Annotated in this window: 21 protein-coding genes, 4 tRNA genes and 1 pseudogene; 18 read left to right on the top strand and 8 right to left on the bottom strand. The window is 59.7% G+C overall.

Annotated elements, in window-relative coordinates; all coding sequences use genetic code 11:
- Positions 1-23: 23 nt before the first annotated feature.
- Entirely contained in the window at positions 24-650 is a 627-nt protein-coding gene (locus tag C4J89_RS08945; protein ID WP_124414269.1) for an alanyl-tRNA editing protein, read from the bottom strand.
- A 92-nt stretch (positions 651-742) separates the two neighbouring features.
- Between C4J89_RS08945 and C4J89_RS08950 the strand changes: the two genes are divergently transcribed.
- Together C4J89_RS08950 and C4J89_RS08955 are read left to right on the top strand one after the other, a co-directional pair.
- The gene (locus C4J89_RS08950; protein WP_124365122.1) at positions 743-1675 is read left to right on the top strand and encodes a LysR family transcriptional regulator; all 933 of its coding nucleotides are present in this window, start codon (positions 743-745) and stop codon (positions 1673-1675) included.
- Between the two features lie 278 nt (positions 1676-1953).
- A protein-coding gene (locus tag C4J89_RS08955) for an IS3 family transposase (RefSeq protein ID WP_124414103.1) occupies positions 1954-3317 on the top strand; the annotation gives its coding sequence in 2 pieces (ribosomal slippage) (positions 1954-2419 and positions 2419-3317; 1365 coding nt in all).
- Positions 3318-3747: 430 nt separating this feature from the next.
- Here the strand turns inward: C4J89_RS08955 and C4J89_RS08960 are convergent.
- Complete coding sequence (locus C4J89_RS08960) at positions 3748-4155, bottom strand: PA2817 family protein (protein ID WP_124362017.1); 408 nt, start codon at positions 4153-4155, stop codon at positions 3748-3750.
- A 75-nt stretch (positions 4156-4230) separates the two neighbouring features.
- Positions 4231-6678, bottom strand: a complete 2448-nt coding sequence (locus C4J89_RS08965; protein WP_124414270.1) for an acyl-CoA dehydrogenase — start codon at positions 6676-6678, stop codon at positions 4231-4233.
- An 85-nt stretch (positions 6679-6763) separates the two neighbouring features.
- On the opposite strand from C4J89_RS08965, the pseudogene C4J89_RS27130 reads away from it, so the two are divergent.
- From C4J89_RS27130 to C4J89_RS08985, 4 genes and pseudogenes are all read left to right on the top strand, one after another.
- Positions 6764-6931: pseudogene (locus C4J89_RS27130) on the top strand (cysteine protease); the annotation flags it as partial.
- A 103-nt stretch (positions 6932-7034) separates the two neighbouring features.
- On the top strand, positions 7035-7652 hold the full coding sequence (locus C4J89_RS08975) for a glutathione S-transferase family protein (RefSeq protein WP_124414271.1): 618 nt from the start codon (positions 7035-7037) through the stop codon (positions 7650-7652).
- A gap of 134 nt (positions 7653-7786) precedes the next feature.
- The gene (locus C4J89_RS08980) at positions 7787-8719 is read left to right on the top strand and encodes an ABC transporter ATP-binding protein (protein WP_124362020.1); all 933 of its coding nucleotides are present in this window, start codon (positions 7787-7789) and stop codon (positions 8717-8719) included.
- Complete coding sequence (locus C4J89_RS08985) at positions 8716-9495, top strand: ABC transporter permease (RefSeq protein ID WP_124370200.1); 780 nt, start codon at positions 8716-8718, stop codon at positions 9493-9495. Before C4J89_RS08980 ends, C4J89_RS08985 begins: the two co-directional genes overlap by 4 nt.
- A 133-nt stretch (positions 9496-9628) precedes the next feature.
- Here the strand turns inward: C4J89_RS08985 and C4J89_RS08990 are convergent, their stop codons facing one another.
- Positions 9629-10168, bottom strand: coding sequence for a TetR/AcrR family transcriptional regulator (locus C4J89_RS08990; RefSeq protein WP_124362022.1), 540 nt, complete (start codon positions 10166-10168; stop codon positions 9629-9631).
- A gap of 91 nt (positions 10169-10259) precedes the next feature.
- Between C4J89_RS08990 and C4J89_RS08995 the strand changes: the two genes are divergently transcribed.
- The 3 genes from C4J89_RS08995 to C4J89_RS09005 all read left to right on the top strand — a co-directional run bounded on the left by C4J89_RS08995 (position 10260) and on the right by C4J89_RS09005 (position 14609).
- On the top strand, positions 10260-11444 hold the full coding sequence (locus tag C4J89_RS08995; protein WP_124414272.1) for an MFS transporter: 1185 nt from the start codon (positions 10260-10262) through the stop codon (positions 11442-11444).
- A gap of 84 nt (positions 11445-11528) precedes the next feature.
- Positions 11529-12677 (top strand): TDT family transporter, encoded by a 1149-nt coding sequence (locus tag C4J89_RS09000; protein WP_124414273.1) that lies wholly within the window; start codon positions 11529-11531, stop codon positions 12675-12677.
- A 57-nt stretch (positions 12678-12734) separates the two neighbouring features.
- On the top strand, positions 12735-14609 hold the full coding sequence (locus tag C4J89_RS09005; RefSeq protein WP_124414274.1) for an MFS transporter: 1875 nt from the start codon (positions 12735-12737) through the stop codon (positions 14607-14609).
- Positions 14610-14716: 107 nt separating this feature from the next.
- On the opposite strand, the gene sugE is transcribed toward C4J89_RS09005, so the two are convergent.
- The 3 genes from sugE to rdgC form a co-directional block, all read right to left on the bottom strand.
- The gene (gene sugE, locus C4J89_RS09010; RefSeq protein ID WP_124362026.1) at positions 14717-15031 is read right to left on the bottom strand and encodes a quaternary ammonium compound efflux SMR transporter SugE; all 315 of its coding nucleotides are present in this window, start codon (positions 15029-15031) and stop codon (positions 14717-14719) included.
- Positions 15032-15136: 105 nt separating this feature from the next.
- Positions 15137-16102, bottom strand: coding sequence for a bile acid:sodium symporter family protein (locus tag C4J89_RS09015; RefSeq protein WP_124414275.1), 966 nt, complete (start codon positions 16100-16102; stop codon positions 15137-15139).
- Between the two features lie 147 nt (positions 16103-16249).
- Positions 16250-17170, bottom strand: coding sequence for a recombination-associated protein RdgC (rdgC, locus tag C4J89_RS09020; protein WP_124357762.1), 921 nt, complete (start codon positions 17168-17170; stop codon positions 16250-16252).
- A gap of 159 nt (positions 17171-17329) precedes the next feature.
- On the opposite strand from rdgC, the gene C4J89_RS09025 reads away from it, so the two are divergent.
- From C4J89_RS09025 to C4J89_RS09065, 9 genes are all read left to right on the top strand, one after another.
- Positions 17330-17405 (top strand) — tRNA-Val (locus C4J89_RS09025).
- 19 nt (positions 17406-17424) lie between these two features.
- Positions 17425-17501: transfer RNA gene (locus C4J89_RS09030), tRNA-Asp, on the top strand.
- A 177-nt stretch (positions 17502-17678) separates the two neighbouring features.
- A tRNA-Val gene (locus C4J89_RS09035) sits at positions 17679-17754 on the top strand.
- Between the two features lie 19 nt (positions 17755-17773).
- Positions 17774-17850, top strand: a tRNA-Asp gene (locus C4J89_RS09040).
- 158 nt (positions 17851-18008) lie between these two features.
- On the top strand, positions 18009-18920 hold the full coding sequence (locus C4J89_RS09045; protein ID WP_124414276.1) for a LysR family transcriptional regulator: 912 nt from the start codon (positions 18009-18011) through the stop codon (positions 18918-18920).
- Positions 18921-19027: 107 nt separating this feature from the next.
- Positions 19028-19957, top strand: coding sequence for a hydroxymethylglutaryl-CoA lyase (locus C4J89_RS09050; protein WP_124414277.1), 930 nt, complete (start codon positions 19028-19030; stop codon positions 19955-19957).
- Between the two features lie 25 nt (positions 19958-19982).
- Positions 19983-21173 (top strand): CaiB/BaiF CoA-transferase family protein, encoded by a 1191-nt coding sequence (locus C4J89_RS09055; RefSeq protein ID WP_124414278.1) that lies wholly within the window; start codon positions 19983-19985, stop codon positions 21171-21173.
- Between the two features lie 12 nt (positions 21174-21185).
- Entirely contained in the window at positions 21186-21710 is a 525-nt protein-coding gene (locus C4J89_RS09060; RefSeq protein WP_124414279.1) for a gamma carbonic anhydrase family protein, read from the top strand.
- 66 nt (positions 21711-21776) lie between these two features.
- A complete protein-coding gene (locus tag C4J89_RS09065) occupies positions 21777-23093 on the top strand; it encodes an MFS transporter (protein WP_124414280.1) in 1317 nt (438 codons plus the stop codon).
- A gap of 59 nt (positions 23094-23152) precedes the next feature.
- On the opposite strand, the gene C4J89_RS09070 is transcribed toward C4J89_RS09065, so the two are convergent.
- Positions 23153-24019, bottom strand: coding sequence for a GNAT family N-acetyltransferase (locus C4J89_RS09070; protein ID WP_177413007.1), 867 nt, complete (start codon positions 24017-24019; stop codon positions 23153-23155).
- Between the last annotated feature and the right edge of the window lie 11 nt (positions 24020-24030).

A 24030-nucleotide genomic window follows, 5' to 3' on the forward strand; every position in this document is an offset into this window, starting at 1 on the left:
GCCCCCTCCCACATTTTTGAGTGTCAGTTGATTTCGTAGCGCACCGACAACGCGCCTTTTTTCTCCGACAGGGTCAGGATCGTCACTTGGCCCACTTCCCCCAGAGCCTGCACATGGGTGCCGCCACAGGCGTAAGCCGGCAGTTCGCCGAAGCCGACTTCGCGTGTGCCTTCATCCAGCCACATCTGCCGTGAGTAGTCAGCGGCGATCCACTGATTGACTTGCTGTTGGAGCGCCTCGGCGTCCATGGCTTGTGCGGTTTCGCCACGGATAAAGGTGATCTTGCTTTCCCCCGGCCAATGGTGAGCCTTGATCGGCATCCAGCCCAGGCGTTCGCCGGCATTGCCAATCAAATGCCCCGCTGAGTGAAGGCGGCTGTGCAGCGCGCGGCGTTGTGCATCGACCCGGGCAGTGATCGGGCCGGGTTCCACAGCTTGATTGACGTAGTGCACCACATGCTCGGCTTCCTGCATGACGCGCAGCACCTGGCTGTCGCCGAGCCACCCGGTGTCGAATGGCTGGCCGCCGCCCTGGGGATGGAAAATCGTCGACTGCACAACAACGGCGAATTGCTCAGCGTGCGGGGTACAACTGAGCACTTCCAGTTCGGCAGTCAGGTGATCGTGGGTGAAAAACAGGCGCTGGGTCATGGTCGTCTACATCCGCATTCAGGTTCTGCGGGCAGTATAAATACTGCGCTGATAGGTGATAATCCATGCAAATATCAATGGACCTGTGCGTCATGAGCATGAATCTTCCTTTGCCGCTGCTGGGTGAAATGGCGATTTTCGTCAAAGTGGTGGAAACCGGCAGCTTCTCCGAGGCGGCGCGGCAGCTGAGCGTTTCACCTTCGGCGGTGAGCCGCAGCATTTCGCGCCTGGAACAGGCCTTGGCAACCCGGTTGTTGCAGCGCACCACGCGCAAGCTGCGCCTTAGTGAGGGCGGCGAAGAGGTGTTCAAGCGGTGCCAGGAGATGGTCAACGCGGCGCGCTCGGTGATGGAAATCAGCGGGCAATTTACCCATGAAGCCGAAGGCCTGGTGCGAGTCAGCGTGCCCAAGGCGGTGGGGCGGTTTGTGGTGCATCCGCATATGCCGGAATTTCTGCGGCGCTATCCCAAGGTGGATGTGCAACTGATCCTTGAGGATCGGCATGTGGATTTGATCGACGACAATGTCGACCTGAGCATCCGCATCACCGACAGCCCTCCACCCGGTCTGATCGGGCGGCAGCTATTGCCGATTGAACATTTGCTGTGTGCAACGCCGCAGTACCTGGCCGAGCATGGCACGCCGAGTCACCCCCATGATCTGCTGGAGCACAGCTGCATCTACCTGGGTGAAACCCCAGGGGACTCACGCTGGAAGTTCCGCCAGGCCGGCAAGGCGGTGACGGTCGGTGTACGCGGGCGATATGCGGCGAACCACACGGGCGTGCGGCTGGATGCGGTGTTGCAGCATGTGGGGATTGGCAGCTTGCCGTATTTCACGGCGCGACACGCCTTGGAGGCGGGGCAGTTGGTGCAGGTATTGCCGGGGTGGGATTTTATTGCGTCGTATCATGGGGAAGCGTGGTTGCTGCACTCACCGACGCGATACTTGCCGCCGAAGTTGCGGGTGTTTATTGATTATCTGGTGGAGTGCATGGCGAAGGAGCCGACACTGCGCCGCCGTTAAAAATGTGGGAGGGGCTTGCCCCCGATGGCCATAGGTATCTACACAACTTTCGTGCGGCCCTAAACCTGTGACGGCTCAGCAGCCGAAGCCTCTCTAACTGCCGCCCCGCGCTCCAAATGTGGGAGGGGGCTTGCCCCCGATGGCGGCCTGGCAGCCGACCAGGATGCTGGATCAGAGCGAGTACATATCCGTTGCTGCGGTAACGGCTGCTATGGGTTCCGCCCTTACGTGAACTGCCCCCCGAATGTTGGACATCTGACCCCACGGGAGGGTGTTCCATGACGAAATACAACCTAGCACTCAAGCAATCACTGATTGAAGAGTGCCTGTCTGCCAGTAGCGTTCATGAGGTGGCCCTCAAGCATGGCTTGAGTCCATCGCTGCTGCGGCGCTGGGTCAAGGGTTTTGAAAAGCACGGCGCCTCTGGCTTGATTGCCAAATACAGCCATTACGATGCCCAGTTTAAATTGAAGGTTTTGCAGTGCATCGAACAAGACGGACTGTCGGACCAACAGGCCTGTATACGGTTTGATATCCGTGGTCCAAGTAGTATCAGGCAGTGGCGAAAGCTGTACGATGAAGGCGGTGTAAGAGCACTACAACCGCATCGTCTTAAAGAGCCCAGCATGCCCCGCAAACCTTCCAGGCAACCCAAAGCAAGTCCTGCTCTTCCTGCGGACGCAGAACTGACCCCTAAACAAATGCTCGCAGAACTGGCCTATCTGCGCGCGGAGAATGCCTATCTAAAAAAGCTCGATGCCTTAATCCAAGCGGATCCCCGTACTGCGCAGCTAAAAAAACGCAGGTCGTCCAAGGATTGAGGCATGAGCATCCACTTGCTCTGTTGCTACGTGCTGCGGGACTTGCACGCAGCACCTTCTATTACCAAAGCAAAACACTGCTAACCGACAAGCATGCCGACCTTAAAGATCGCATCCGCAGCGTCTATCACGGGCATAAGGGGCGTTACGGCTACCGCCGCATTACCGTGACCCTTGGAAACAGTGGTGAGTTGATCAATCACAAGAAGGTGCACCGGCTGATGCAGATGATGGGCCTCAAGTCGCTGGTCAAAGTGAAGAAATATCGTTCTTACCGAGGTGCTGAAGGGCTTGTTGCGCCCGATCTGCTAAAGCGAGAATTCAAGGCAGAAGCCCCTAACCAGAAATGGACAACCGACGTGACGGAGTTCAAGGTGAACGGGCAAAAGCTGTTTCTCTCGCCTCTCATGGATTTGTACAACGGCGAGATCCTGGCTTACCAGATCAACCGACGTCCCGAATTCAGTATGGTTTCGATGATGCTGGAAAAAGCCTTCGGGCGACTGAGTCGAGATGAAAAACCAATACTGCACTCTGACCAGGGTTGGCAGTACAGACAGCCTACCTACCGACACATGCTGGCCGAAAAGGGCATCGAGCAGAGCATGTCTCGCAAGGGTAATTGCTTGGACAATGCCGCCATGGAAAGCTTTTTCGGCACGCTCAAGAGCGAGTTTTTCTATCTGGAATCATTTGAGAGTGTGGAGCAGCTGGCATCAGGCATAGAGGATTACATCGCCTACTACAACCAAGACCGCATAAGCCTCAGACTGAATGGCTTGAGTCCGGTACAGTTTCGGACCCAGGCACTAAATCAATAGCGTCTCCCGTCCAACTTTTGGGGGGCAGTTCAACGGCGGCTCACTTTTGAAAAGCGCAAAAGTAAGCAAAACGCTCTTGCCCCACCACTCGGCACCTCGCCCAGGCTCGGTGTGCCCGTAATCCGACAGTGATTTGGGGGGCCGCCGCCACGCGCCATCCATGGCGCGGGGCGGCTAAACCGGCATCCCTGCCGGTTTACCCCCCAAATCACTGTCGAATTCCGGCCAGCGTGGTTTAACGGGGCGCCTAAGATCAAGAGCGGCTCGCTTCGCATCGTGGTTAGCGTAGGCTGCTGCTACACAGTTGTGTAGATACCTATGCCCCGATGGCGGCGGATCAGTGACAGGTAAGCTGACTGACACACTGCTATCGGGGGCAAGTCGAATCGTCGCACCGCCCCTCCCACATTTGGATTGGGTGTTCTGCAAGTCAGTGCTTGCTCTGGTCGTCCGGCATGGCCAGCAGCTGCTTTTCCTGATTCCAGTCGAACGGTTCGTCGTTCAGCTCGGCTTCATGGCGACGCTCTTCCAGGGCCTGGTACAGGTCCAGTTCTTCGTCGGGCATGAAGTGCAGGCAATCGCCGCCAAAGAACCACAGCAGGTCGCGCGGTACCAGGTGCGCGATTTGCGGATAGCGCAGGATGACCTGGCTCATCATGTCCTGGCCAAGGTACTGGCTTTCGATCGGATCGATCGGCAGCAGGGCGCGCAGTTCGTCGAAACGTTCCAGAAACAACAAATGGCTTTCCTCGGGTACCTGTTCGGCTTCGCCGACGGCAACCAGGATGCTACGCAGGTGGTCGAGCAAGACGAGATGATCGGCAACGACGTTGGACACGAGATAAGTCCTCTAAAGCAAAAACGGGCGCGAGAGTATAGGCCTCTCACGCCCGTTTTTATATGACCGCTGGTATCAGCGGACTTTACCCTCAGCCTGCAGCAGCTCTTCCTTGCTGAAATCATCCACGTCGATCACCTTGCGGCGAGCCGCTTCGGCGTCACGCAGGGTTTGCGCTTCGGCGGGTTGCAGCACGCCAGCGTGCAGCGCGGCGTCGATGGCATGCTCGCCGGCAGTCGGTTTGACTTGCCCGCTCTTGAGCGCGGCGTGCAGTTTTTTCTGCAGCGGATGGCTGGCACCGAGCAGGTCATAGGCATGTTGCAGTGCGCCCACCGGGTCATGCGCCGATTGTGGGCGATAGCAGCCAGCCAGCAACTCTTCCAGAGTCGGGTCGCCCTTGGCACGGCCGATCACGGCTGCAACCTCGGCATCCAGGGCATCGGACGGCCCGGTATGCCGACGCCCGAACGGGAACACGATCACCCGCAGCAGGCAGCCGAGGAATTTATTCGGGAAGTTGCTCAGCAATTCATCCAGTGCGCGCTCGGACTGGCCAAGGCTTTCTTCCATGGCCCAAGCGAACAGCGGTTCCAGGTGATCCGGCGAGTCCAGGTCGTGGTAACGCTTGAGCGCCGCTGACGCCAGGTACATGTGACTCAGCACATCGCCCAGGCGCGCCGACAACCGTTCACGGCGTTTCAATTCGCCGCCCAACAGCATCATGCTCAGGTCTGCAAGCAGGGCAAACGCCGCGGCCTGACGGTTGAGTGCGCGGAAATAACCCTGGCTCAAACGGTTGCCCGGGGCTTTTTCGAAGTGGCCGATGCCCAGGTTCAGCACCAAGGTACTGGCGGCATTGCTCACGGCGAATCCGATGTGTTGCATCAACAGCCCATCGAACTCCTTCAATGCCTGGTCATGGTCTTCACGACCGGCCAGGGCCATTTCCTTGAGCACGAACGGATGGCAGCGAATCGCCCCCTGGCCGAAGATCATCAGGTTACGCGAAAGGATATTCGCGCCTTCCACGGTGATGAAGATCGGCGCCCCTTGCCAGCTACGGCCCAGGTAGTTGTTCGGGCCCATGATGATGCCCTTGCCGCCATGAACGTCCATGGCGTGGCTGATGCATTCGCGGCCGCGTTCGGTGAGGTGGTACTTGAGGATCGCCGACAGGACCGAGGGCTTCTCGCCCATGTCCACGGCATTGGCGGTGAGCATGCGGGCGCTGTCCATCAGCCAAGCGTTGCCGCCGATGCGCGCCAGGGCTTCCTGGATACCTTCGAAGGCCGACAGCGGCACGTTGAACTGTTCACGCACTTGCGCGTATTGGCCGGTCACCAGGCTGGTGAACTTGGCGGCGCCGGTGCCTACTGCTGGAAGGGAAATCGAACGGCCCACGGACAGGCAGTTCATCAGCATCATCCAGCCCTTGCCGAGCATCTCCTGGCCGCCGATGAGGAATTCGAGCGGAATGAAGACGTCCTTGCCCGAGTTGGGGCCATTCATGAACGCGGCGCCTAAGGGCAGGTGACGGCGGCCGATTTCGACGCCGGGGGTGTCGGTAGGAATCAGCGCGAGGCTGATGCCCAGGTCTTCTTCCTCGCCCAGCAGATGGTCCGGGTCATGGGCCTTGAACGCCAGGCCGAGCAAGGTCGCGACCGGGCCGAGGGTGATGTAGCGCTTTTCCCAGTTCAGGCGCAGGCCGAGGGTTTCCTTGCCTTCCCACTCGCCTTTGCAGATGACGCCGGTGTCGGGCATGGCGCCGGCATCGGAGCCGGCCAGCGGGCCGGTCAGGGCGAAACACGGAATATCGTCGCCACGCGCCAGGCGCGGCAGGTAGTGGTTGCGTTGCTCGTCGGTGCCGTAGTGCAACAGCAATTCGGCAGGGCCCAGGGAGTTGGGCACCATGACGGTGGAAGCCAGGTCGCCGCTGCGGGTGGCCAGTTTCATCGCGACCTGGGAGTGGGCATAGGCTGAGAAGCCTTTGCCGCCATATTCCTTGGGGATGATCAGGGCGAAGAAACCATGGGTCTTGATGTGCTCCCAGGCAGCGGGGGGCAGGTCCATGGCCTGGCCGATTTCCCAATCACTGACCATGGCGCAGAGTTCTTCGGTGGGGCCGTCGATGAAGGCCTGTTCTTCCTCGGTCAATTGCACCTTGGGGTAGGCCAGCAATTTGTCCCAGTCAGGCCGCCCGCTGAACAGTTCGCCGTCCCACCACACGGTGCCCGCGTCGATGGCATCGCGCTCGGTTTCGGACATCGGCGGCAGGACTTTCTGGAACCAGCTGAACAACGGCTTGGTGAAGTATTGGCGGCGCAGGTCGGGCAGCAGCAGAGGCACGGCCACGATGGCGATCAGCACCCAGAAAATCAGCAGCAGCCAACCCGGTGCATGGCTCCAGGCGCCCATCGCCAACAGGTAAACGGCGACCACACCCAGGGCGGGCAGGGGCGCGGTGCGGCGGTGTGCCAGGTAGGCAATGCCGACCACCAGAACCAGTATCCACAACAACAGCATATTCAATCCTCCGTGAAACCAGGGGCGAAACCACCAGGGAGCTTAGACGGCGTCCGGCCAAGCGGGGTGATCAGGGTGTTACAAGTTGTACTGGGGATACCTGAGTCCCAGCCGCTTCATCGATAGTGACCACCCTGCGGGGGTGGAGTTCGCCGGGAAACATCGTGGAACCCGCGCGGATTTATATGACCAGGCAGTCAATCTCGACGGCGACGTGCATGAGGCGGTGCGCTGCAACCCCTGCACCTTGAACACCCAGGCTTGCCGGGCGACGGGCAGAGTGATTCAAGGCGCGTGTGAACCGGCGTATGCTGCGATGCTCATCAAGCCATGTTCACCAACGATAAGGCGCGGTCATGCTGAAGATCTGGGGTCGTAAAAATTCATCAAACGTCAGGAAGGCACTTTGGTGCGCCGAGGAACTCGGCCTGGACTATGAGGCGATTGATGCGGGCGGCGCTTTTGGTGTGGTCGACACGCCGCAATACCGAGCCTTGAACCCCAATGGCCGGGTGCCGATGATCGAAGACGGCGACTTCGTGCTGTGGGAATCCAACACCATCGTGCGTTACTTGTGCGCCAAGCACGCGTCGGACTTTTACCCAAGTGACCTGCAAATCCGGGCCAGCGCCGAAAAATGGATGGACTGGACCACGTCCACGCTCGCCGATCCCTTCAAGGCCGTGTTCTGGGGCATCGTGCGCACACCGCCGGAAAAACAAAACTGGGACAGCATCAATGCCGGGCGCCTAGCCTGCATCGATGCACTCAAAACGGTCGACCAGGCTCTTGCCGAGCAACCTTACCTTTCCGGCAAAACCTTCGGCATCGGTGATATTCCCTTGGGCTGCTTCATCTATGCCTGGTTCGAGATGCCCATCGAACGCCCGGCAATGCCCAACCTGGAGGCGTGGTACCAGCGCCTGAAGCAACGTCCGGCCTACCGCAAGGCAGTGATGACCGCGTTGACCTGATACACACTATTAACAAGGGTGACTGTACTTGTACGGCGCGGGCACGCACCATGCTGGAACACATCGCAGGTTGAACTACCTGCGCTGTGCCCTCATCTATTGTTTCTATTCTTTTCCTTGGTGCGTAATCCGATATGAGTTCCGCTCTGTCCATCCGGCAGCTAACCAAAACCTACGGCAACGGTTTCCAGGCCCTGAGTGGTATCGATCTGGACGTCGCCGAAGGTGATTTCTTCGCCTTGCTCGGCCCCAACGGTGCCGGCAAATCCACCACCATCGGTATCCTCTCCACCTTGGTCAACAAGACCAGCGGCACGGTGAATATCTTCGGCCATGACCTGGACAAATCCCCGGCGGCGCTCAAGCGTTCCATCGGCGTGGTGCCTCAGGAATTCAACTTCAACCAGTTCGAAAAGACCTTCGACATTGTCGTGACCCAGGCCGGTTACTACGGCATCCCGCCGAAAATCGCCAAGGAACGCGCCGAGCAGTACCTGACCCAACTGGGCCTGTGGGACAAGCGCGATGTGCCTTCGCGCTCGTTGTCCGGCGGCATGAAGCGGCGCCTGATGATTGCCCGCGCACTGGTGCATGAACCGCGCCTGCTGATCCTCGACGAGCCCACCGCTGGCGTGGACATCGAGTTGCGTCGTTCGATGTGGACCTTTCTCACCGAGCTGAACGAGAAGGGCATCACCATCATCCTCACGACCCACTATCTGGAAGAGGCCGAGCAGTTGTGCCGCAACATCGGCATCATCGACCACGGCACCATTGTCGAGAACACCAGCATGCGTAATCTGCTGGGCCAGTTGCATGTGGAAACTTTCCTGCTCGACCTGAAAAACAACCTGTCGGCGCCGCCGAATCTGTTGGGCTACCCGAGCCGCCTGGTGGACAGTCACACGCTGGAAGTGCAAGTGGACAAAGCCATGGGCATCACGGCGCTGTTCAGCCAACTGGCGGCCCAGAACATCGAAGTGTTGAGCCTGCGTAACAAAACCAATCGCCTTGAGGAGTTGTTCGTGTCCCTGGTGGAGAAAAATCTGGCGAAGGTGGCGGTATGAGTTCCGAACTGCAACCCAACCTCGTCGCGCTGCAGACCATCGTCTACCGCGAAGTGAAGCGCTTTACCCGGATCTGGCCGCAGACCTTGCTGCCGCCGGCGATCACCATGGTCCTGTACTTCGTGATCTTCGGTAACCTGATCGGCCGGCAGATCGGTGACATGGGTGGCTTCACCTATATGGAGTACATCGTGCCGGGCCTGATCATGATGTCGGTGATCACCAACTCCTACGGCAACGTGGTGTCGAGTTTCTTTGGCAGCAAGTTTCAGCGCTCTATCGAAGAGCTGATGGTGTCACCGGTGTCGCCGCACACCATCCTGATCGGCTACACCTTGGGCGGCGTGCTGCGCGGCTTGATGGTGGGGGTGATCGTGACCCTGCTGTCGTTGTTCTTCACCCACCTGCAAGTGCATCACCTGGGGGTCACCATTCTGGTCGTGGTACTCACGGCGACGATTTTCTCGCTGCTGGGGTTTATCAACGCAGTGTTCGCGCGCAACTTCGATGATATCTCGATCATTCCGACGTTCGTGCTGACGCCGCTGACCTACCTGGGCGGGGTGTTCTACTCCATCACGCTGCTGCCGCCGTTCTGGCAGACCGTGTCCCTGGCCAACCCGGTGCTGCACATGGTCAACGCTTTCCGCTACGGCATCCTGGGCGTGTCGGATATCAAGATCAGCGTGGCGATCACGTTCATGGTTGTCGCCACCATCGTCTTGTATATCGGCTGTGCGCGGTTGCTGGTAAGCGGGCGTGGGATGCGTACGTAACCACTGACGATACGCGGTAAGAAAATGTGGGAGGGGGCTTGCTCCCGATAGCGGTCTGTCAGCCACCTTTGTACTGACTGATCCAAAGCTATCGGGAGCAAGCCCCCTCCCACATTTGGTTTTGTATAAGGCTTCAGTTTTTCAGCGCGAAGTCGATCAGCGTATGCAGCTCTTCAACAGCCAACGGCTGGGTCGAAAACAGAATACGAAACACCGTGGGGGCCGCGAGCAGATTGATCAAACGATCCACGCTGGGGGCTGGCTGGTCCGGGTAACGATCAACGATCACCTGCAACTGCCCGCTCAGAATGCTCACGCAATACCCCGGCGTCACGCTGCATTGCACGTCGCGCATCATGTTGCGTCCAGGCTCCGAACTCATTTCATCCAGATATTGTTCCGCCCAGGCTTGCAGGTCGCCGCGCAGGCTGCCGGTAATGGCCGGCTCGCTGTCCGGGCGCATGCGCGCCAGGGCCACGTCGGCCAGCAGCGCAGAGAGGTCACCCCAGCGCCGGTAGATGGTCGAGGGCGTGACGCCCGCGCGTGTCGCAATCATCGGCACGGTGACGCTGGCGCGCTCATGGGTTTCCAGCAGTTCGCGGACGGCCGAATGCACGGATTCTTGTACCCGGGCACTACGGCCCCCCGGGCGAAGGCCTTCTTTGATCGCCATGGGTAAAACCTTAACACAAAGAATTTGCTTTAAGCGTCGACGGGTAGCACACTCCACAAAAGCAAAATATTAGCTTTAGCGGAGCGTGCCTATGCCCAGCAACCTGTCTCAACGGTCCAGCCTGACATTTCTGGTGATCACGGTACTGACCTTTCTCGCCGCCTCCAGCGCGCCGACGCCGTTGTACCAGGTGTATCAGGACAACCTGCATTTCTCCGCAGCGATGCTGACGCTGATCTTCGGCGTGTATGCCGTGAGTCTGCTGGCGGCGCTGCTGACGGTGGGATCGCTGTCGGATTACATCGGGCGCAAGCCGGTGATTTTCGTCGCGCTGCTCCTGAATATCGTGGCGATGCTGTTGTTTATCAACGCCGACAGTACCGCCTGCCTGATTGCCGCGCGGGGTCTGCAAGGCTTTGCCACGGGGACGGCGACGGCAGTATTGAGTGCGACGCTGCTCGACACCGACCGTCTGCGCGGCCCGATGCTCAATAGCCTCGCGCCGATGCTGGGGATGGCCAGTGGCGGTTTGGGCAGCGGTTTGCTGGTGGAATACGCGCCATGGCCGACCCAGTTGATCTACTTCACCCTGCTCGGATTGATGGTGCTTCAGGCGTTGTATGTCTGGCGCTTGTCGGAAACCGTCAGTCGCATACCGGGTGCCTTGAAATCCCTGGCGCCGACCCTGCATGTGCCGAAGCAGGCGCGCCGGGCCCTGGGCTTGGCGATGCCGTTGAATGTGGCGGTATGGGCGCTGGGTGGGTTCTATTCATCCCTGGCGCCGTCGCTGGTGCGGGCAGCAACGGGTTCGACTTCGCACCTGATCGGCGGCGGACTGGTGGCCGTGATTACCTTGAGTGGCGCAGTGATGATCTACAGCCTGCGCGAACACCCGGCGGATAAGGTCATGCGCCTGTCTGCGATGTTGCTGGCGGCGGGCGTGGCACTGTTGCTGACGGCTGTGCAAAGCGCCAGCCTGTGGTTGTTCTTTGTCGCCAGTGTGGTGGCCGGCCTGGGTTTTGGCGGCGGGTTCATGGGCAGTGTACGCAGTATCGTCGGGTTGGCATTGCCCCATGAGCGCGCGGGATTGATGTCGGCGTTCTACGTGTTGAGTTACCTGGCGTTCTGCTTGCCGGCACTGCTGGCCGGTAACTTGAGCAGGGAGTTTGGTTTGATCGCTACCACTGATGCGTACGGCGCACTCCTGATTCTGCTGGCCTTGGGGGCTTTGGCCGGAATGCTCTGGCAGCGCTCTGTATATCTGCATAATAGATAATGTATAGAGATATTACCCGTTATATAGATATTCGATTCGCTCCTATGATGGTCTCACCCTCATGCGAGGAAGAGGATTGCCATCATGACCTGCTTGACCCCCATCAGCTATAAACCCTTCAGTCACCTGGCCCGCCCACGGGAAGTGATTCGTCAGTTCACCCCGAACTGGTTTGCCGCGACCATGGGCACCGGCGTGCTGGCGCTGGCCCTGGCGCAACTGCCGGTGGCCCTGCCCGGCGTGCATGCCGTCGCCGAGGGGCTGTGGATGTCTACCATCGGCTTGTTCATCCTGTTCAGCGCGCTGTATGCCGCACGCTGGGTGATGTTTTTCCACGAGGCGCGGCGGATTTTCGCGCACTCCACGGTCTCGATGTTTTTCGGCACCATTCCCATGGGCCTGGCGACCCTGCTCAATGGTTTGCTGCTGTTTGGCCTGCCACGCTGGGGCAACGCTGTGATCCCCCTGGCCGAAGCCCTGTGGTGGCTGGACGTGGCCATGGCGTTGGCCTGCGGCGTGTTGATTCCGTTCATGATGTTCACCCGCCAGGAGCACAGCATCGACCAGATGACCGCGGTGTGGCTGCTGCCGGTGGTGGCCGCCGAAGTCGCCGCCGCCAGCGGCGGCCTGCTGGCGCCGCACCTGGCGGATGCCCATGGGCAACTGGTGATGCTGGTGACCAGCTACGTACTCTGGGCGTTCTCCCTGCCAGTGGCCTTCAGCATCCTGACCATCCTGATGTTGCGCATGGCTTTGCACAAACTGCCCCACGCCAACATGGCAGCCTCGAGCTGGCTGGCGCTGGGGCCCATCGGCACCGGTGCCCTGGGCATGTTGCTGCTCGGCGGCGATGCGCCCGCGATTTTTGCCGCCAATGGCCTGGCGGGTGTCGGCGAAATGGCCAACGGGCTCGGCCTGGTGGCGGGCATCACGTTGTGGGGGTTCGGCTTGTGGTGGATGTTGCTGGCGGTGTTGATCACCCTGCGTTACCTGCGCGCCGGTATTCCGTTCAACCTCGGCTGGTGGGGCTTTACCTTCCCGCTGGGGGTGTACGCGCTGGCCACGCTCAAGCTTGCAAGCCTGCTGCACCTGGGGTTCTTCAGCGTATTGGGCAGTGGGCTGGTGGTGGCCCTGGCGCTGATGTGGCTGATCGTGGCCACGCGCACGGTGCAGGGCGCCTATAAAGGCGAGCTTTTTGTTTCACCTTGCATTGCAGGGCTAGCGAATAAGTAAGCGGGATTAGGTAAAGTCGTGGCCTGATCAATAACAGGCCACGCAGGAACACGGACGATGAGCCACCCCTCACAATTCACCTTGCTGCGCACGCGGCGTTTCCTGCCGTTCTTCATCACCCAGCTCCTGGGCGCGTTCAACGACAACATCTTCAAGCAATCGCTGATCCTGGCGATTCTCTACAAGCTCACCCTCGACGGTGACCGTTCCATCTGGGTCAACCTGTGCGCCTTGCTGTTCATCCTGCCGTTCTTCCTGTTCTCGGCGCTGGCCGGGCAATTTGGCGAGAAATTCAACAAGGACGCGTTGATCCGCGCGATCAAGCTTGGTGAGATCGTGATCATGGCGGTGGGGGCCACCGGCTTTCTGTTCGATCACCTGGAATTGATGCTGCTGGCGCTGTTCGCCATGGGCACCCACTCGGCGCTGTTCGGCCCGGTGAAGTACTCGATCATGCCCCAGGCGCTGCACGACGATGAGCTGGTCGGCGGCAACGGCCTGGTGGAAATGGGCACGTTCCTGGCAATCCTCGCCGGCACCATCGGCGCGGGCATCATGATGTCGTCCACCCATTACGCGCCGGTGGTGGCCGTGGCGATTGTCGGCGTGGCGCTGCTGGGTTACCTCGCCAGCCGCAGCATTCCACGGGCGGCGGCTTCTACGCCGCAATTGCGCCTGGACTGGAACATCTTCACCCAGTCCTGGGCCACGCTGCGCATGGGCCTGGGACAGACCCCGGCGGTGTCGCGCTCGATCGTCGGCAATTCATGGTTCTGGTTCGTCGGCGCGATCTACCTGACGCAGATTCCGGCCTACGCCAAGGAATGGTTGTATGGCGACGAAACCGTGGTCACCCTGATCCTTACCGTGTTCTCGGTGGGGATCGCCCTTGGTTCGATGCTCTGCGAAAAGCTTTCCGGGCGTAAGGTGGAAATCGGCCTGGTACCGTTCGGCTCGTTCGGCCTGACGGTGTTTGGCCTGCTGCTGTGGTGGCATTCCGGCGGCTTCGTGCAGAATGTCCAGCCCAACGACTGGCTTGCGGTGCTCGGCTACGGGCAAGCCTGGTGGGTGTTGTTCGATATCCTCGGCCTGGGCGTGTTCGGGGGCTTTTACATCGTGCCGCTGTACGCGCTGATTCAGTCGCGCACCGCCGAGAACCAGCGTGCGCGGGTGATCGCGGCCAACAACATCCTCAATGCGCTGTTCATGGTGGTGTCGGCGATTGTGTCGATCCTGCTGCTGAGCGTGGCCAAGCTGTCGATCCCCGAGTTGTTCCTGGTGGTGTCGCTGCTCAACATCGCGGTCAATACCTACATCTTCAGGATCGTGCCCGAGTTCACCATGCGCTTCATGATCTGGCTGCTCAGCCATTCCATGTACCGCGTCGAGCACCGCAACCTGGAGCAGATTCCGGATGAAGGTGCGGCCTTGCTCGTTTGCAACCATGTGTCGTTTGTCGATGCGCTGCTGATTGGCGGCGCAGTGCGTCGGCCGATTCGGTTTGTCATGTACTACAAGATCTACCGCTTGCCGGTGCTCAACTTCATCTTCCGCACCGCCGGGGCGATTCCGATTGCCGGGCGTCACGAAGACATCCAGATCTACGAAAAGGCCTTTACGCGGATCGCCAAATACTTGAAGGACGGTGAGCTGGTGTGCATCTTCCCGGAAGGCAAGTTGACCGGCGATGGCGAGATGAATGAGTTTCGCGGTGGCGTGACGCGGATTCTGGAAGAGACGCCGGTGCCGGTGATTCCGATGGCGTTGCAGGGGCTGTGGGGGAGTTTTTTCAGTCGCGATCCGGATAAGGGGTTGTTCCATCGGATCTGGTCGCGGGTGGTGTTGGTGGCGGGGGCGCCTGTTCCTGTAGAGGAGGCGACACCTGCGCAGTTGCAGGCTGTGGTCGGTGTTCTGCGTGGGAGTGTCAGGTAGTTCTGTGCTGGATGTACTGGCCTCATCGGGGGCAAGCCCCCTCCCACATTTGAATGCGTTCACAAATCAAAAGTGGGAGGGGGCTTGCCCCCGATGGCGGTAGTGGCCTAGGTGGAGATCTTGAGGCCAATAAGCCCGCAGATAATCAACGCCACGCTGGCCAACCGAAACAGCGCCATGGATTCCCCAAACAGGATAATCCCGGCGATCACCGTACCCACGGCACCCACCCCGGTCCATACGGCGTAGGCGGTGCCCAGCGGCAGCTCCTTAACCGCCATCCCCAGCAGGCCAAGGCTGATGGCCATGGCGGCAATGGTCAGTGCGGTGGGCAGGGGCTTGCTGAAACCGTCGGTGTACTTCAGGCCGACAGCCCAGCCGACTTCGAACAACCCGGCAAAAAACAGAATGATCCAGGACATGATGACCTCGCTTCTTCAGGCGGGGTCGTCCCCGGATTCAACGCTCGTTGGCGTCGCGGGGTCGTCCCCGCGAAGCGCTTAGAGTGCCGAACATGCACCCCACGATCAAGTTTGCGGGGTGTTCTCCAGCGCGCGGCGGTCTTCCTTCTCGCTCATGCGGCGAAAATAGGTCGAGAGCAACGCCCCCGAAATATTGTGCCAGACGCTGAACAGCGCACTGGGCACTGCCGCCAGCGGCGAGAAGTGCGCGCTCGCCAGCGCGGCGCCGAGCCCGGAGTTCTGCATACCCACTTCCAGCGCCAGTGACTTGCGTTGGGCCAAGGGCAATTTGAACAGCCGCCCGGTGAAGTAACCGAGCAGGTAGCCGAAGCTGTTGTGCAGCATCACCACCGCCATGATCAACAGGCCCGACTCGGCAATTTTCGCCTGGCTGGCGGCAACCACCGCTGCGACGATGATCACGATGCTGACCACCGAGACCAACGGCAACACGTCGACCGCATGCCGTACCCGACTCCCCAGCAGCCGCTGCGCGACCACCCCGAGCACGATAGGCAGCAGCACCACTTGCAGGATCGACCAGAACAACTCCATGAACGACACTGGCAGCCAGGCCGAGGCCAGCAACCAGATCAACGCCGGCGTGAGCAGCGGGGCGAGGAGGGTGGTGACGGCGGCGATGGCCACCGACAGCGCCAGATCGCCACGGGCCAGCCATGTCATCACGTTGGATGAAGTGCCGCTTGGGCAGCAGCCGACCAGAATCACCCCGACGGCAATTTCCGGCGACAGGTGAAAGACCTGGCACAACAGCCACGCCACGCCCGGCATGATCACAAAGTGCGCGACCACGCCGAGGGCGACGCGCCAGGGATGGCGGGCCACCTCAGCGAAGTCTTCAAGTTTCAAGGTCAGGCCCATGCCGAACATCACCAGGCCCAGCAACGGCACAATGGCGCTTTTCAGGCCGATGAACCACGCGGGTTCCAGGAAGGCGAGCACCGCGAAAATCAGCACCCAGTAGGCGAAGGTATTGCCGACGAAGCGGCTCAGGGCGGCGAGTGCGCGCATGGGGTAGTCCTTGTTATAGAAATTTGTAAATGCGGTCGAATGTGGGAGGGGGCTTGCTCCCGATGGCGGTGGTTCAGTCAAAGATACCTTGGCTGACACTCTGCCATCGGGAGCAAGCCCCCTCCCACATTTTGCTCTTCACCCGGCTTAGATGCCTTGTGGCGTCTCTTCACCGCCCAGTGCTTCGATCAGCGCTGGCAGGAACTCGCCGAAGGTCAGCATCATCAGGGTAAAGCTGGCATCCAGCTGCCCCAGGGCTTCGTCGCCGCCGTCCTGTTCGGCCTGGTCCTGCAGCAGGTCTTCGAACTTCAGGCGCTTGACGGTCATTTTGTCGTCGAGCATGAAGGACAGCTTGTCCTGCCAGGCCAGGGACAATTGGGTCACGACTTTGCCGGTGGTCAGGTGCAGCTGGATTTCTTCGCCGGTCAGGTCCTGGCGCTTGCAGCGCACGATGCCGCCGTCTTCGTGGGTGTCGCGCAGTTCGCATTCGTCGAGCACGAAGAAGTCGTCGGCAGGCTTCTGGGTGGTGACCCAGTCGGTCATGATCGCCGTCGGTGCGGTTTTCACGGTCAGTGGGCGAACGGGCAGGGTGCCGATCACTTCGCGCAAGGTGGAGAGCAGGTCTTCGGCGCGTTTCGGGCTGGCCGAGTTCACCAGGATCAGGCCCTGTTTCGGCGCGATGGCGGCGAAGGTCGACGAGCGACGAATAAAGGCGCGCGGCAGGAACGCCTGGATGATTTCATCCTTGATCTGGTCGCGTTCCTTTTTATAGACCTTGCGCATTTGCTCGGCCTCGATCTCCTCGACCTTCTCTTTAACCGCATCGCGCACCACGCTGCCCGGCAGGATGCGTTCTTCCTTGCGTGCGGCGATCAGCAGGAAGTCGCCGCTGACGTGCACCAGGGGCGCGTCTTCACCTTTACCGAAAGGTGCGACGAAACCGTAAGTCGTCAACTCCTGGCTTGCGCACGGGCGCGCCAGTTTGGTGGCCATGGCCGCTTCCAACGCCTCGGCATCAACGGGCAGATCTTGGGTCAGGCGATAGATAAGCAGGTTCTTGAACCACATGGGGTGAGTCTCTCCTCTATACAAAGGGGGGCATTATTCTCTTGATCACGCCCCAGGCCAACCCTGCGTAAGCCATTGGAAGGGCTGAAAAAAAAGATTTAAGAAAGTGCTTGCCAGACCTTGGGTCGCTCCGTAGAATGCGCGCCACACCGAAACGAAGGGTGATTAGCTCAGCTGGGAGAGCATCTGCCTTACAAGCAGAGGGTCGGCGGTTCGATCCCGTCATCACCCACCATTCGCTTCAAGTGTTACGCGCAGCGGTAGTTCAGTCGGTTAGAATACCGGCCTGTCACGCCGGGGGTCGCGGGTTCGAGTCCCGTCCGCTGCGCCATATTCGGTAACCTGGAACGCTGAACGCCAGGTCGCCACAAGAAGCCCGCTCATTGAGCGGGCTTTTTATTGTGCGAAATATGGCAAAAAGTCGTGCGGTAAACTTTTTTTAAATAAACTGCATTTAAATCAAGACATTACGATTTTTTGATGTATGATGCGCCCACACCGAAACGAAGGGTGATTAGCTCAGCTGGGAGAGCATCTGCCTTACAAGCAGAGGGTCGGCGGTTCGATCCCGTCATCACCCACCATTCGCTTCATGTGTTACGCGCAGCGGTAGTTCAGTCGGTTAGAATACCGGCCTGTCACGCCGGGGGTCGCGGGTTCGAGTCCCGTCCGCTGCGCCATATTCGGCAACCTGGAACACTGAACGCCAGGTCGCCACAAGAAGCCCGCTCATTGAGCGGGCTTTTTTTCGTCTGCACATTTCGCTGGAACTCCATCTCCAACCACGGTTTTTAATAAGACGGTTAAGCTGCGTCGTTAGAACAACGGGAGGGGCGTCATGCAGCACCTGGATCACTTATCTTTGCACTTGTTCATTCTGGTCTGTGAAGGGGGCACGATTGCACGCGCCAGCGAGCGGGCATTCATTGCGCCGTCGGCGGTCAGTAAACGTATCTCCGATATTGAGGCGCGGTTTGGTACGCCGCTGCTCAACCGCAGCAAGCGCGGGGTCGAACCGACGCCGGCGGGGTTGGCGCTACTTCGGCACGCTCGGTCCCTGACGCGGGCCATGGAGCGGCTCGATAGCGAGCTTAGCGAATACGCTGAAGGCGCCCGAGGACATGTACGAGTCTTGGCAAACATCTCATCAATCATGGAGTTCCTGCCCGAGGAACTGTCGGACTTCATGATCGAGCATCCAAGAATCCAGGCAGACATCGAAGAGCGTTTCAGTCCCGACGTGGTGCGCGGGGTAGCCGAAGGCAATGCCGATTTAGGTATTTGTCGACGATCAATGGCCGTGGGCGATCTGGAATTTCTGCCCTATCGCCGGGATCACCTGGCGGTCGTAGTAGGGGCGAACCATGCCCTGGCCGGTCGTACCCATATTGCGTTCGCAGAGACCCTGGCCTTTGATCACTTGGGGCTGTCGGCTTTCGCCACGTTGAATAACTTCATGCGCAGTGAAGCGACGAAGGAGGGCCATGAGCTGCGGTTTCGCTCCTATGTGTCGTCATTTGACGCAGCTTTTCGGCTGGTGCAATTCGGCTTGGGACTTGCCGTATTCCCCCTGGAAGCAGTGGAGCGGTATGCGCGGTTGTTTGACTTGCGGATTATCCCTCTGACCGACGATTGGGCATTGGGTGAGTTTGTTATCTGCGTCCGTGACCGGGATGCACTGTCGCTGTCGGCCCGGCGATTGCTGGATCATCTGCTTTTGCGCGCGACACCGCCTGCGCCCCGCACCTGACTGTATCCGTCGCCGTTGGCGATGGATCACCGCGTAAATGACGTCTTTTTGCTGACTCCCTGGCTCTCTAATCTGAAGGTGCGCTTCAGCCTGTGAGAGCTTTTTTCATGACAACAATAACAATCAACGAAGTCGGCATGCGTGATGGTTTGCAAAGCCTTCAAGCCACTATGCCGACATCCGCCAAACGACAATGGATTGATGCCGCCTATGCCGCAGGTGTGCGGTACATGGAGGTCGCGTCCTTTGTTCCCGCCAAACTGTTGCCGCAGATGGCCGATGCCAAAGAAGTCGTCGCCCATGCCTTGAGTTTTCCGGATCTGGTTGTCACGGTCCTGGCGCCTAACCTGCGCGGCTGTCGCGATGCGCTGGAATCCGGCGCGCACCGTATCATTGCGCCTGTGTCCGTCAGCGCAGCCCATAGCCTGGCCAATGTGCGCCGGACTCCGTTGGAAATGGTCGAAGAGCTGGCGCGAATGTGCCAGCTGCGTACTGAATCCGGCTTGCACAACGTTCAAGTGATCGCCGGCATGTCTGTGGCGTTCGGCTGTACCCGCCAAGGTGATGTGCCATTGAGCGATCTCTGCGCGTTGACCGGGCATGTGTTGCAAGCCGGCTGCGATCTGGTGTCCCTGGGAGACACCACGGGCTACGCCAATCCCGGCCAGGTGGCGACCACCTTGCAGGCGGTTCGCGCCATCGCGGGTGACAAGCTCAGGGCCGCGCACTTCCACGACACCCGAGGCCTGGCGCTTGCCAATAGCCTGGTTGCCGTTCAGCAAGGTATCACCGAGCTCGACTCATCACTGGCCGGGTTGGGCGGTTGTCCGTTCGCACCGGGTGCATCCGGCAATACGGTTACAGAAGACTTGGTGTTCATGCTGCAGAGCATGGGCTACGAGACGGGCATCGACCTGGCAGCCCTGATCGCTTCCCGCCATGTGCTCAGCGAAGCACTGCCGCACGAGACGCTCTACGGCTGCATTGCACGAGCTGGCCTGCCACTCAATTACGCATCAGTCGCCGGTCGCGTCTGAACCTGCCAGATCAAGGAGAACCCTAATGTCCAGGCTTCCATTGGACGGCATTCGTGTCGTTGAAATTTCTCACATGGTGATGGGCCCGACCTGCGGAATGATCCTGGGTGACCTCGGTGCCGAGGTGATCAAGATTGAACCGATCCGTGGCGACGGTACACGCCGTCTGCTAGGCGCCGGTGCCGGTTTTTTTCGCACGTTCAACCGCAACAAACAGTGCATCGCCATCGACGTCAATACTCAACAAGGACGAGATGCGGTACTGGAGCTGATCGATACCGCTGACGTATTCATCGAGAATTTCAAGCCCGGGCGCATGAGCGAGCTGGGCTTCGGTTACGCGGCGATTCGAGCGCGTAACCCGCGCATTATCTACGCCTCGCACAAAGGCTTTCTCAACGGCCCCTACGACAATCGCCTGGCCCTGGATGAAGTTGTGCAAATGATGGCAGGCCTGGCCTATATGACCGGCCCGGTAGGCAGGCCTCTGCGTGCCGGCAGTTCGGTGAACGACATCATGGGCGGCATGTTCGGTGCTATCGGTGTGCTTGCTGCGCTCAACGATCGTCATGTCACCGGCGTCGGTCGTGAGGTGCAAAGCGCGCTTTACGAAAACTGCGTATTGCTCGCTGCTCAGCATATGCAGCAATACGCCGTGACCGGCCAAGCGGCTGCACCGATGCCAAACCGTATCAGTGCATGGGCCATTTACGATGTATTCGAGTTTGCCAATGGGGAGCAGATGTTCGTCGCCGCCACGGGTGAAGGTCAGTGGACCGCCCTGTGTCAATTGCTCGGCCAGACCGCGTTGCTGGACGACCAGACCCTTGCTACCAACAATGATCGCGTGCTGCAGCGGCCACGTCTGCTGGCTCACTTGGCTGAAGTCTTTGCCAGCATGGACGCTCAAGCGCTGGCCCTGGAACTTGAGGCAAACAGTATTCCGTTTGCTCCGATTCGACGGCCCGAGGAACTGTTCGAAGATCCTCATCTGCTGCACAGCGGTGGCCTGGCAAATCTTGAACTTGAAGACGGATCGTTCACCGCCATGCCACTGCTGCCGTTGTCCCTGGATGGCGAGCGACTGCAACCCCGTCGATCTATCCCACGCATCGGCGAGCACACCCACAAAGTCATGCGTGAACTGGGCTACAGCGACGAACACATTGCCGAGCTGTGTGCCGCTGGTGTTCTGAAAACCGACGCTCAGCCTTGAGGAAGAACTGCCATGGCTATTTATCAATACGACACCCTTATTCCTGTCATTCACGCTGAAACTTTCATCGCGCAAGACGCTACCGTCATCGGCAATGTCACGCTGGCGCAGGGCGTCAGTGTCTGGCCCCAGGCTGTTCTGCGGGGTGACAACGAGCCGATTCGCATTGGTCAGCACAGCAATGTGCAGGAGGGAGCGGTGCTGCATGCCGATCCGGGATTTGCGCTGACGGTGGGCGAGGGCGTCACTATCGGCCACCAGGCCATGTTGCACGGTTGCACCGTCGGCGACGGAGCGCTGATCGGGATTCAGGCTGTTGTGCTCAATGGCGCGGTCATCGGCAGCAATTGCCTGGTCGGCGCCGGGGCGGTTGTGACCGAAGGCAAGGTGTTCCCGGACAACTCACTTATTCTCGGCGCACCTGCCAAAGTCGTGCGCGAACTGACACCTGAAGCAATTGCCGACATGCATCGAAACGCCGCTGACTATGTCGTCAAAGGTCAGGCTTACAAGGCCAAACTTATTCTGATCGGCTGAACCCATTGAGCAGGGTTCCTCAAGAGCCTTGCCTCTCTCCAATAATTACAACAATGGAGAAACATCATGGTTGCCATGACTGGCGAAATCGCGCTTGCGCGCAACGCAGAAACGATCAACGAGCTGCTGCTCTATCGGCGTGTGGCCTGGCGAATCATGCCGCTGGCCATTATCTGCTTTCTCTTTTCCTATTTTGACCGGATCAACATCAGCTTCGCCAAGACCCAGATGCAGCAAGAATTGGGTTTGTCCGACGCGGCGTACGGCCTGGCCGCGAGCATGTTTTTTTTCGGCTACGTGCTGTTTGAAGTTCCCAGCAGCCTGGGGCTCAAGCGCTATGGCGCGCCTGCCTGGATCTGCCGGATCATGATCTCCTGGGGGCTGGCAACGGCGGCGTTAATGTTCGCCTACACGCAATACACCCTGTACTTCCTGCGTTTTCTGATCGGCGTCATGGAAGCCGGTTTTGGCCCGGCGATCCTGTTTTACCTGGCGTGCTGGTTTCCCAAGAAGCACCTGGCGAAGATGAATGGCCTCTGGTTCCTCGCTGTACCCCTGGCAGGCGCGGTCGGGGGGCCAGCGGCGGGAATCCTGTTGGGCACGATGGATGGCGTGTTCGGTCTGGCTGGCTGGCACTGGCTGTTCCTGATGTCCGGACTGCCCTGTGTGGTACTCGGCCTGCTAGTGCTGTGGAAGCTGGACCGGGACATCGAATCGGCCAAATGGTTAAGCCGTAGCGAGAAGGATCTGCTGGCGGCGAACCTGGCGCATGACAAAGTCAACGATAAGCCGGTATTGGGGTCCTTGTGGCGTGTGTTGCTGACCCGGGAAGTCGCGATCATGGCGTTCATCTACTTTGTGATCAAGACAGCTTCTTATGGCCTCAACTTCTGGATGCCGCACCTGATCAAATCGTCCGGTGTACAGAGCCTATTCTGGATAGGGATGCTTTCGGCGCTGCCTTACATCGTGGCCTGTATCGGCATGATATGGCTGACCCGGCGTTCCGATCGTACGGGTGAGCGCAAGACTTACCTTGTTCTGTGCCTGGCGGCGGCAGCCGCCGGCTATCTGTTGGCTTGCCTGTTCTCGGATTCATCCTGGGCCATGATGGCAGCGCTCGTACTCGCTACTACGGGTACCTTTATTGCGATCCCGATTTTCTGGACCATCCCGCAATCGACCTTTTCGGGACTGGCGATCGCCACGGGGACTGCGGCGATCAACTCCATCGGTCAGCTGAGCGGTATGGTTGCCCCGGTGATGGTGGGGAAAATCAACGATCTGACCGGCTCTACCTACATGGGCATGCTCTCCATCGCACCGCTGATTCTGGTCGCGGGTTTCGTGGTCCTGCGCTACGTCAAGAATCCCGGGGCCTGACCCCGTTATTCAATCCTGCAAGGGATAATCCGCTGAATCCGCCCGGCAGGCTTTGTGCCTCAGCCGATCGCCTGGGTCACCAGCGCAAACTCGGTGACCCCGGCGCTTGATCTGGGCGGCACACCGCGCACCATCCGTGGCGCGTTATCCACGCAGGGCAGCCCCAGGTTTTCCAGCCAGTCGGCCAACCCGCATGCGATGGGAATATCCAAACGCACGAACGCGCCCGGGATCAACCGAAGAAGGTAAGTGATCAAGTGTCGGGCCTGCTCCGGGTGTTGCGCGACGACGGGGCCAATGAGGTGGCCGCGACCAAATTGGCGGAGCAGGGCGCACCCTTGCAGGTGCTCCTCTACCTCGAGGCCCACCACGTGCTCGGCTGTCGGCAGCAGGTCGTTGAGTACACCGGTGCGGTCCAGGCCACTGGCGGCATTGGCCAGTTCGATTACCTTGGGGTAGTCGGCCCGGTTCAGTACGCGACAGTGCGCGTGGCGCGTCTCGGGTAGGGGCTCCGGCGTCTGCGGCACGCCCTGATGTTGCTGAATCCGTGCAAATTCAACGAATCCCATGCTGGCGTACAGCGGCGCGCCTGACTCGGTGGCATTGAGGATCGGCGTGCGCGGGCCCACGCTGTCCAAGCACAGATTCATCAAGCGACGTCCGATGCCTTTGCGCTGGTGCTGATGACTGACGATCACCAGGCCTATGGACGAATAGGCCCCCTGATGGCAGGCGAATGCGACGCCTGCCAAGACACCGTCCTGTTCGGCGACGAAGCCCTCGGATGTGCGCTGCACCATCGCCCAGTCTTGCTCGCGATGCGGCCATTTTAGGTGTACGGAGAGTGCATGGGCGGCGGGCATGTCGGCGGCGGTTGCCGGGCGATACAGGTAAGCGCAATTCACATCGGTTTCCTCTGCTGGCATGCAGGCACCGA

This window comes from Pseudomonas sp. R4-35-07 (assembly GCF_003852235.1).
In the GTDB taxonomy this organism is placed as follows: Bacteria; Pseudomonadota; Gammaproteobacteria; order Pseudomonadales; family Pseudomonadaceae; genus Aquipseudomonas.

Excerpts from the sequence above, each read along its gene's own strand:
- C4J89_RS08945 (WP_124414269.1), bottom strand. The coding sequence starts at position 650 with ATGACCCAGCGCCTGTTTTTCACCCACGATCACCTGACTGCCGAACTG.
- C4J89_RS08950 (WP_124365122.1), top strand. The coding sequence starts at position 743 with ATGAGCATGAATCTTCCTTTGCCGCTGCTGGGTGAAATGGCGATTTTC.
- C4J89_RS08965 (WP_124414270.1), bottom strand. The coding sequence starts at position 6,678 with ATGCTGTTGTTGTGGATACTGGTTCTGGTGGTCGGCATTGCCTACCTG.
- C4J89_RS08975 (WP_124414271.1), top strand. The coding sequence starts at position 7,035 with ATGCTGAAGATCTGGGGTCGTAAAAATTCATCAAACGTCAGGAAGGCA.
- C4J89_RS08980 (WP_124362020.1), top strand. The coding sequence starts at position 7,787 with ATGAGTTCCGCTCTGTCCATCCGGCAGCTAACCAAAACCTACGGCAAC.
- C4J89_RS08985 (WP_124370200.1), top strand. The coding sequence starts at position 8,716 with ATGAGTTCCGAACTGCAACCCAACCTCGTCGCGCTGCAGACCATCGTC.
- C4J89_RS08990 (WP_124362022.1), bottom strand. The coding sequence starts at position 10,168 with ATGGCGATCAAAGAAGGCCTTCGCCCGGGGGGCCGTAGTGCCCGGGTA.
- C4J89_RS08995 (WP_124414272.1), top strand. The coding sequence starts at position 10,260 with ATGCCCAGCAACCTGTCTCAACGGTCCAGCCTGACATTTCTGGTGATC.
- C4J89_RS09000 (WP_124414273.1), top strand. The coding sequence starts at position 11,529 with ATGACCTGCTTGACCCCCATCAGCTATAAACCCTTCAGTCACCTGGCC.
- C4J89_RS09005 (WP_124414274.1), top strand. The coding sequence starts at position 12,735 with ATGAGCCACCCCTCACAATTCACCTTGCTGCGCACGCGGCGTTTCCTG.
- sugE (WP_124362026.1), bottom strand. The coding sequence starts at position 15,031 with ATGTCCTGGATCATTCTGTTTTTTGCCGGGTTGTTCGAAGTCGGCTGG.
- C4J89_RS09015 (WP_124414275.1), bottom strand. The coding sequence starts at position 16,102 with ATGCGCGCACTCGCCGCCCTGAGCCGCTTCGTCGGCAATACCTTCGCC.
- rdgC (WP_124357762.1), bottom strand. The coding sequence starts at position 17,170 with ATGTGGTTCAAGAACCTGCTTATCTATCGCCTGACCCAAGATCTGCCC.
- C4J89_RS09045 (WP_124414276.1), top strand. The coding sequence starts at position 18,009 with ATGCAGCACCTGGATCACTTATCTTTGCACTTGTTCATTCTGGTCTGT.
- C4J89_RS09050 (WP_124414277.1), top strand. The coding sequence starts at position 19,028 with ATGACAACAATAACAATCAACGAAGTCGGCATGCGTGATGGTTTGCAA.
- C4J89_RS09055 (WP_124414278.1), top strand. The coding sequence starts at position 19,983 with ATGTCCAGGCTTCCATTGGACGGCATTCGTGTCGTTGAAATTTCTCAC.
- C4J89_RS09060 (WP_124414279.1), top strand. The coding sequence starts at position 21,186 with ATGGCTATTTATCAATACGACACCCTTATTCCTGTCATTCACGCTGAA.
- C4J89_RS09065 (WP_124414280.1), top strand. The coding sequence starts at position 21,777 with ATGGTTGCCATGACTGGCGAAATCGCGCTTGCGCGCAACGCAGAAACG.
- C4J89_RS09070 (WP_177413007.1), bottom strand. The coding sequence starts at position 24,019 with ATGCCAGCAGAGGAAACCGATGTGAATTGCGCTTACCTGTATCGCCCG.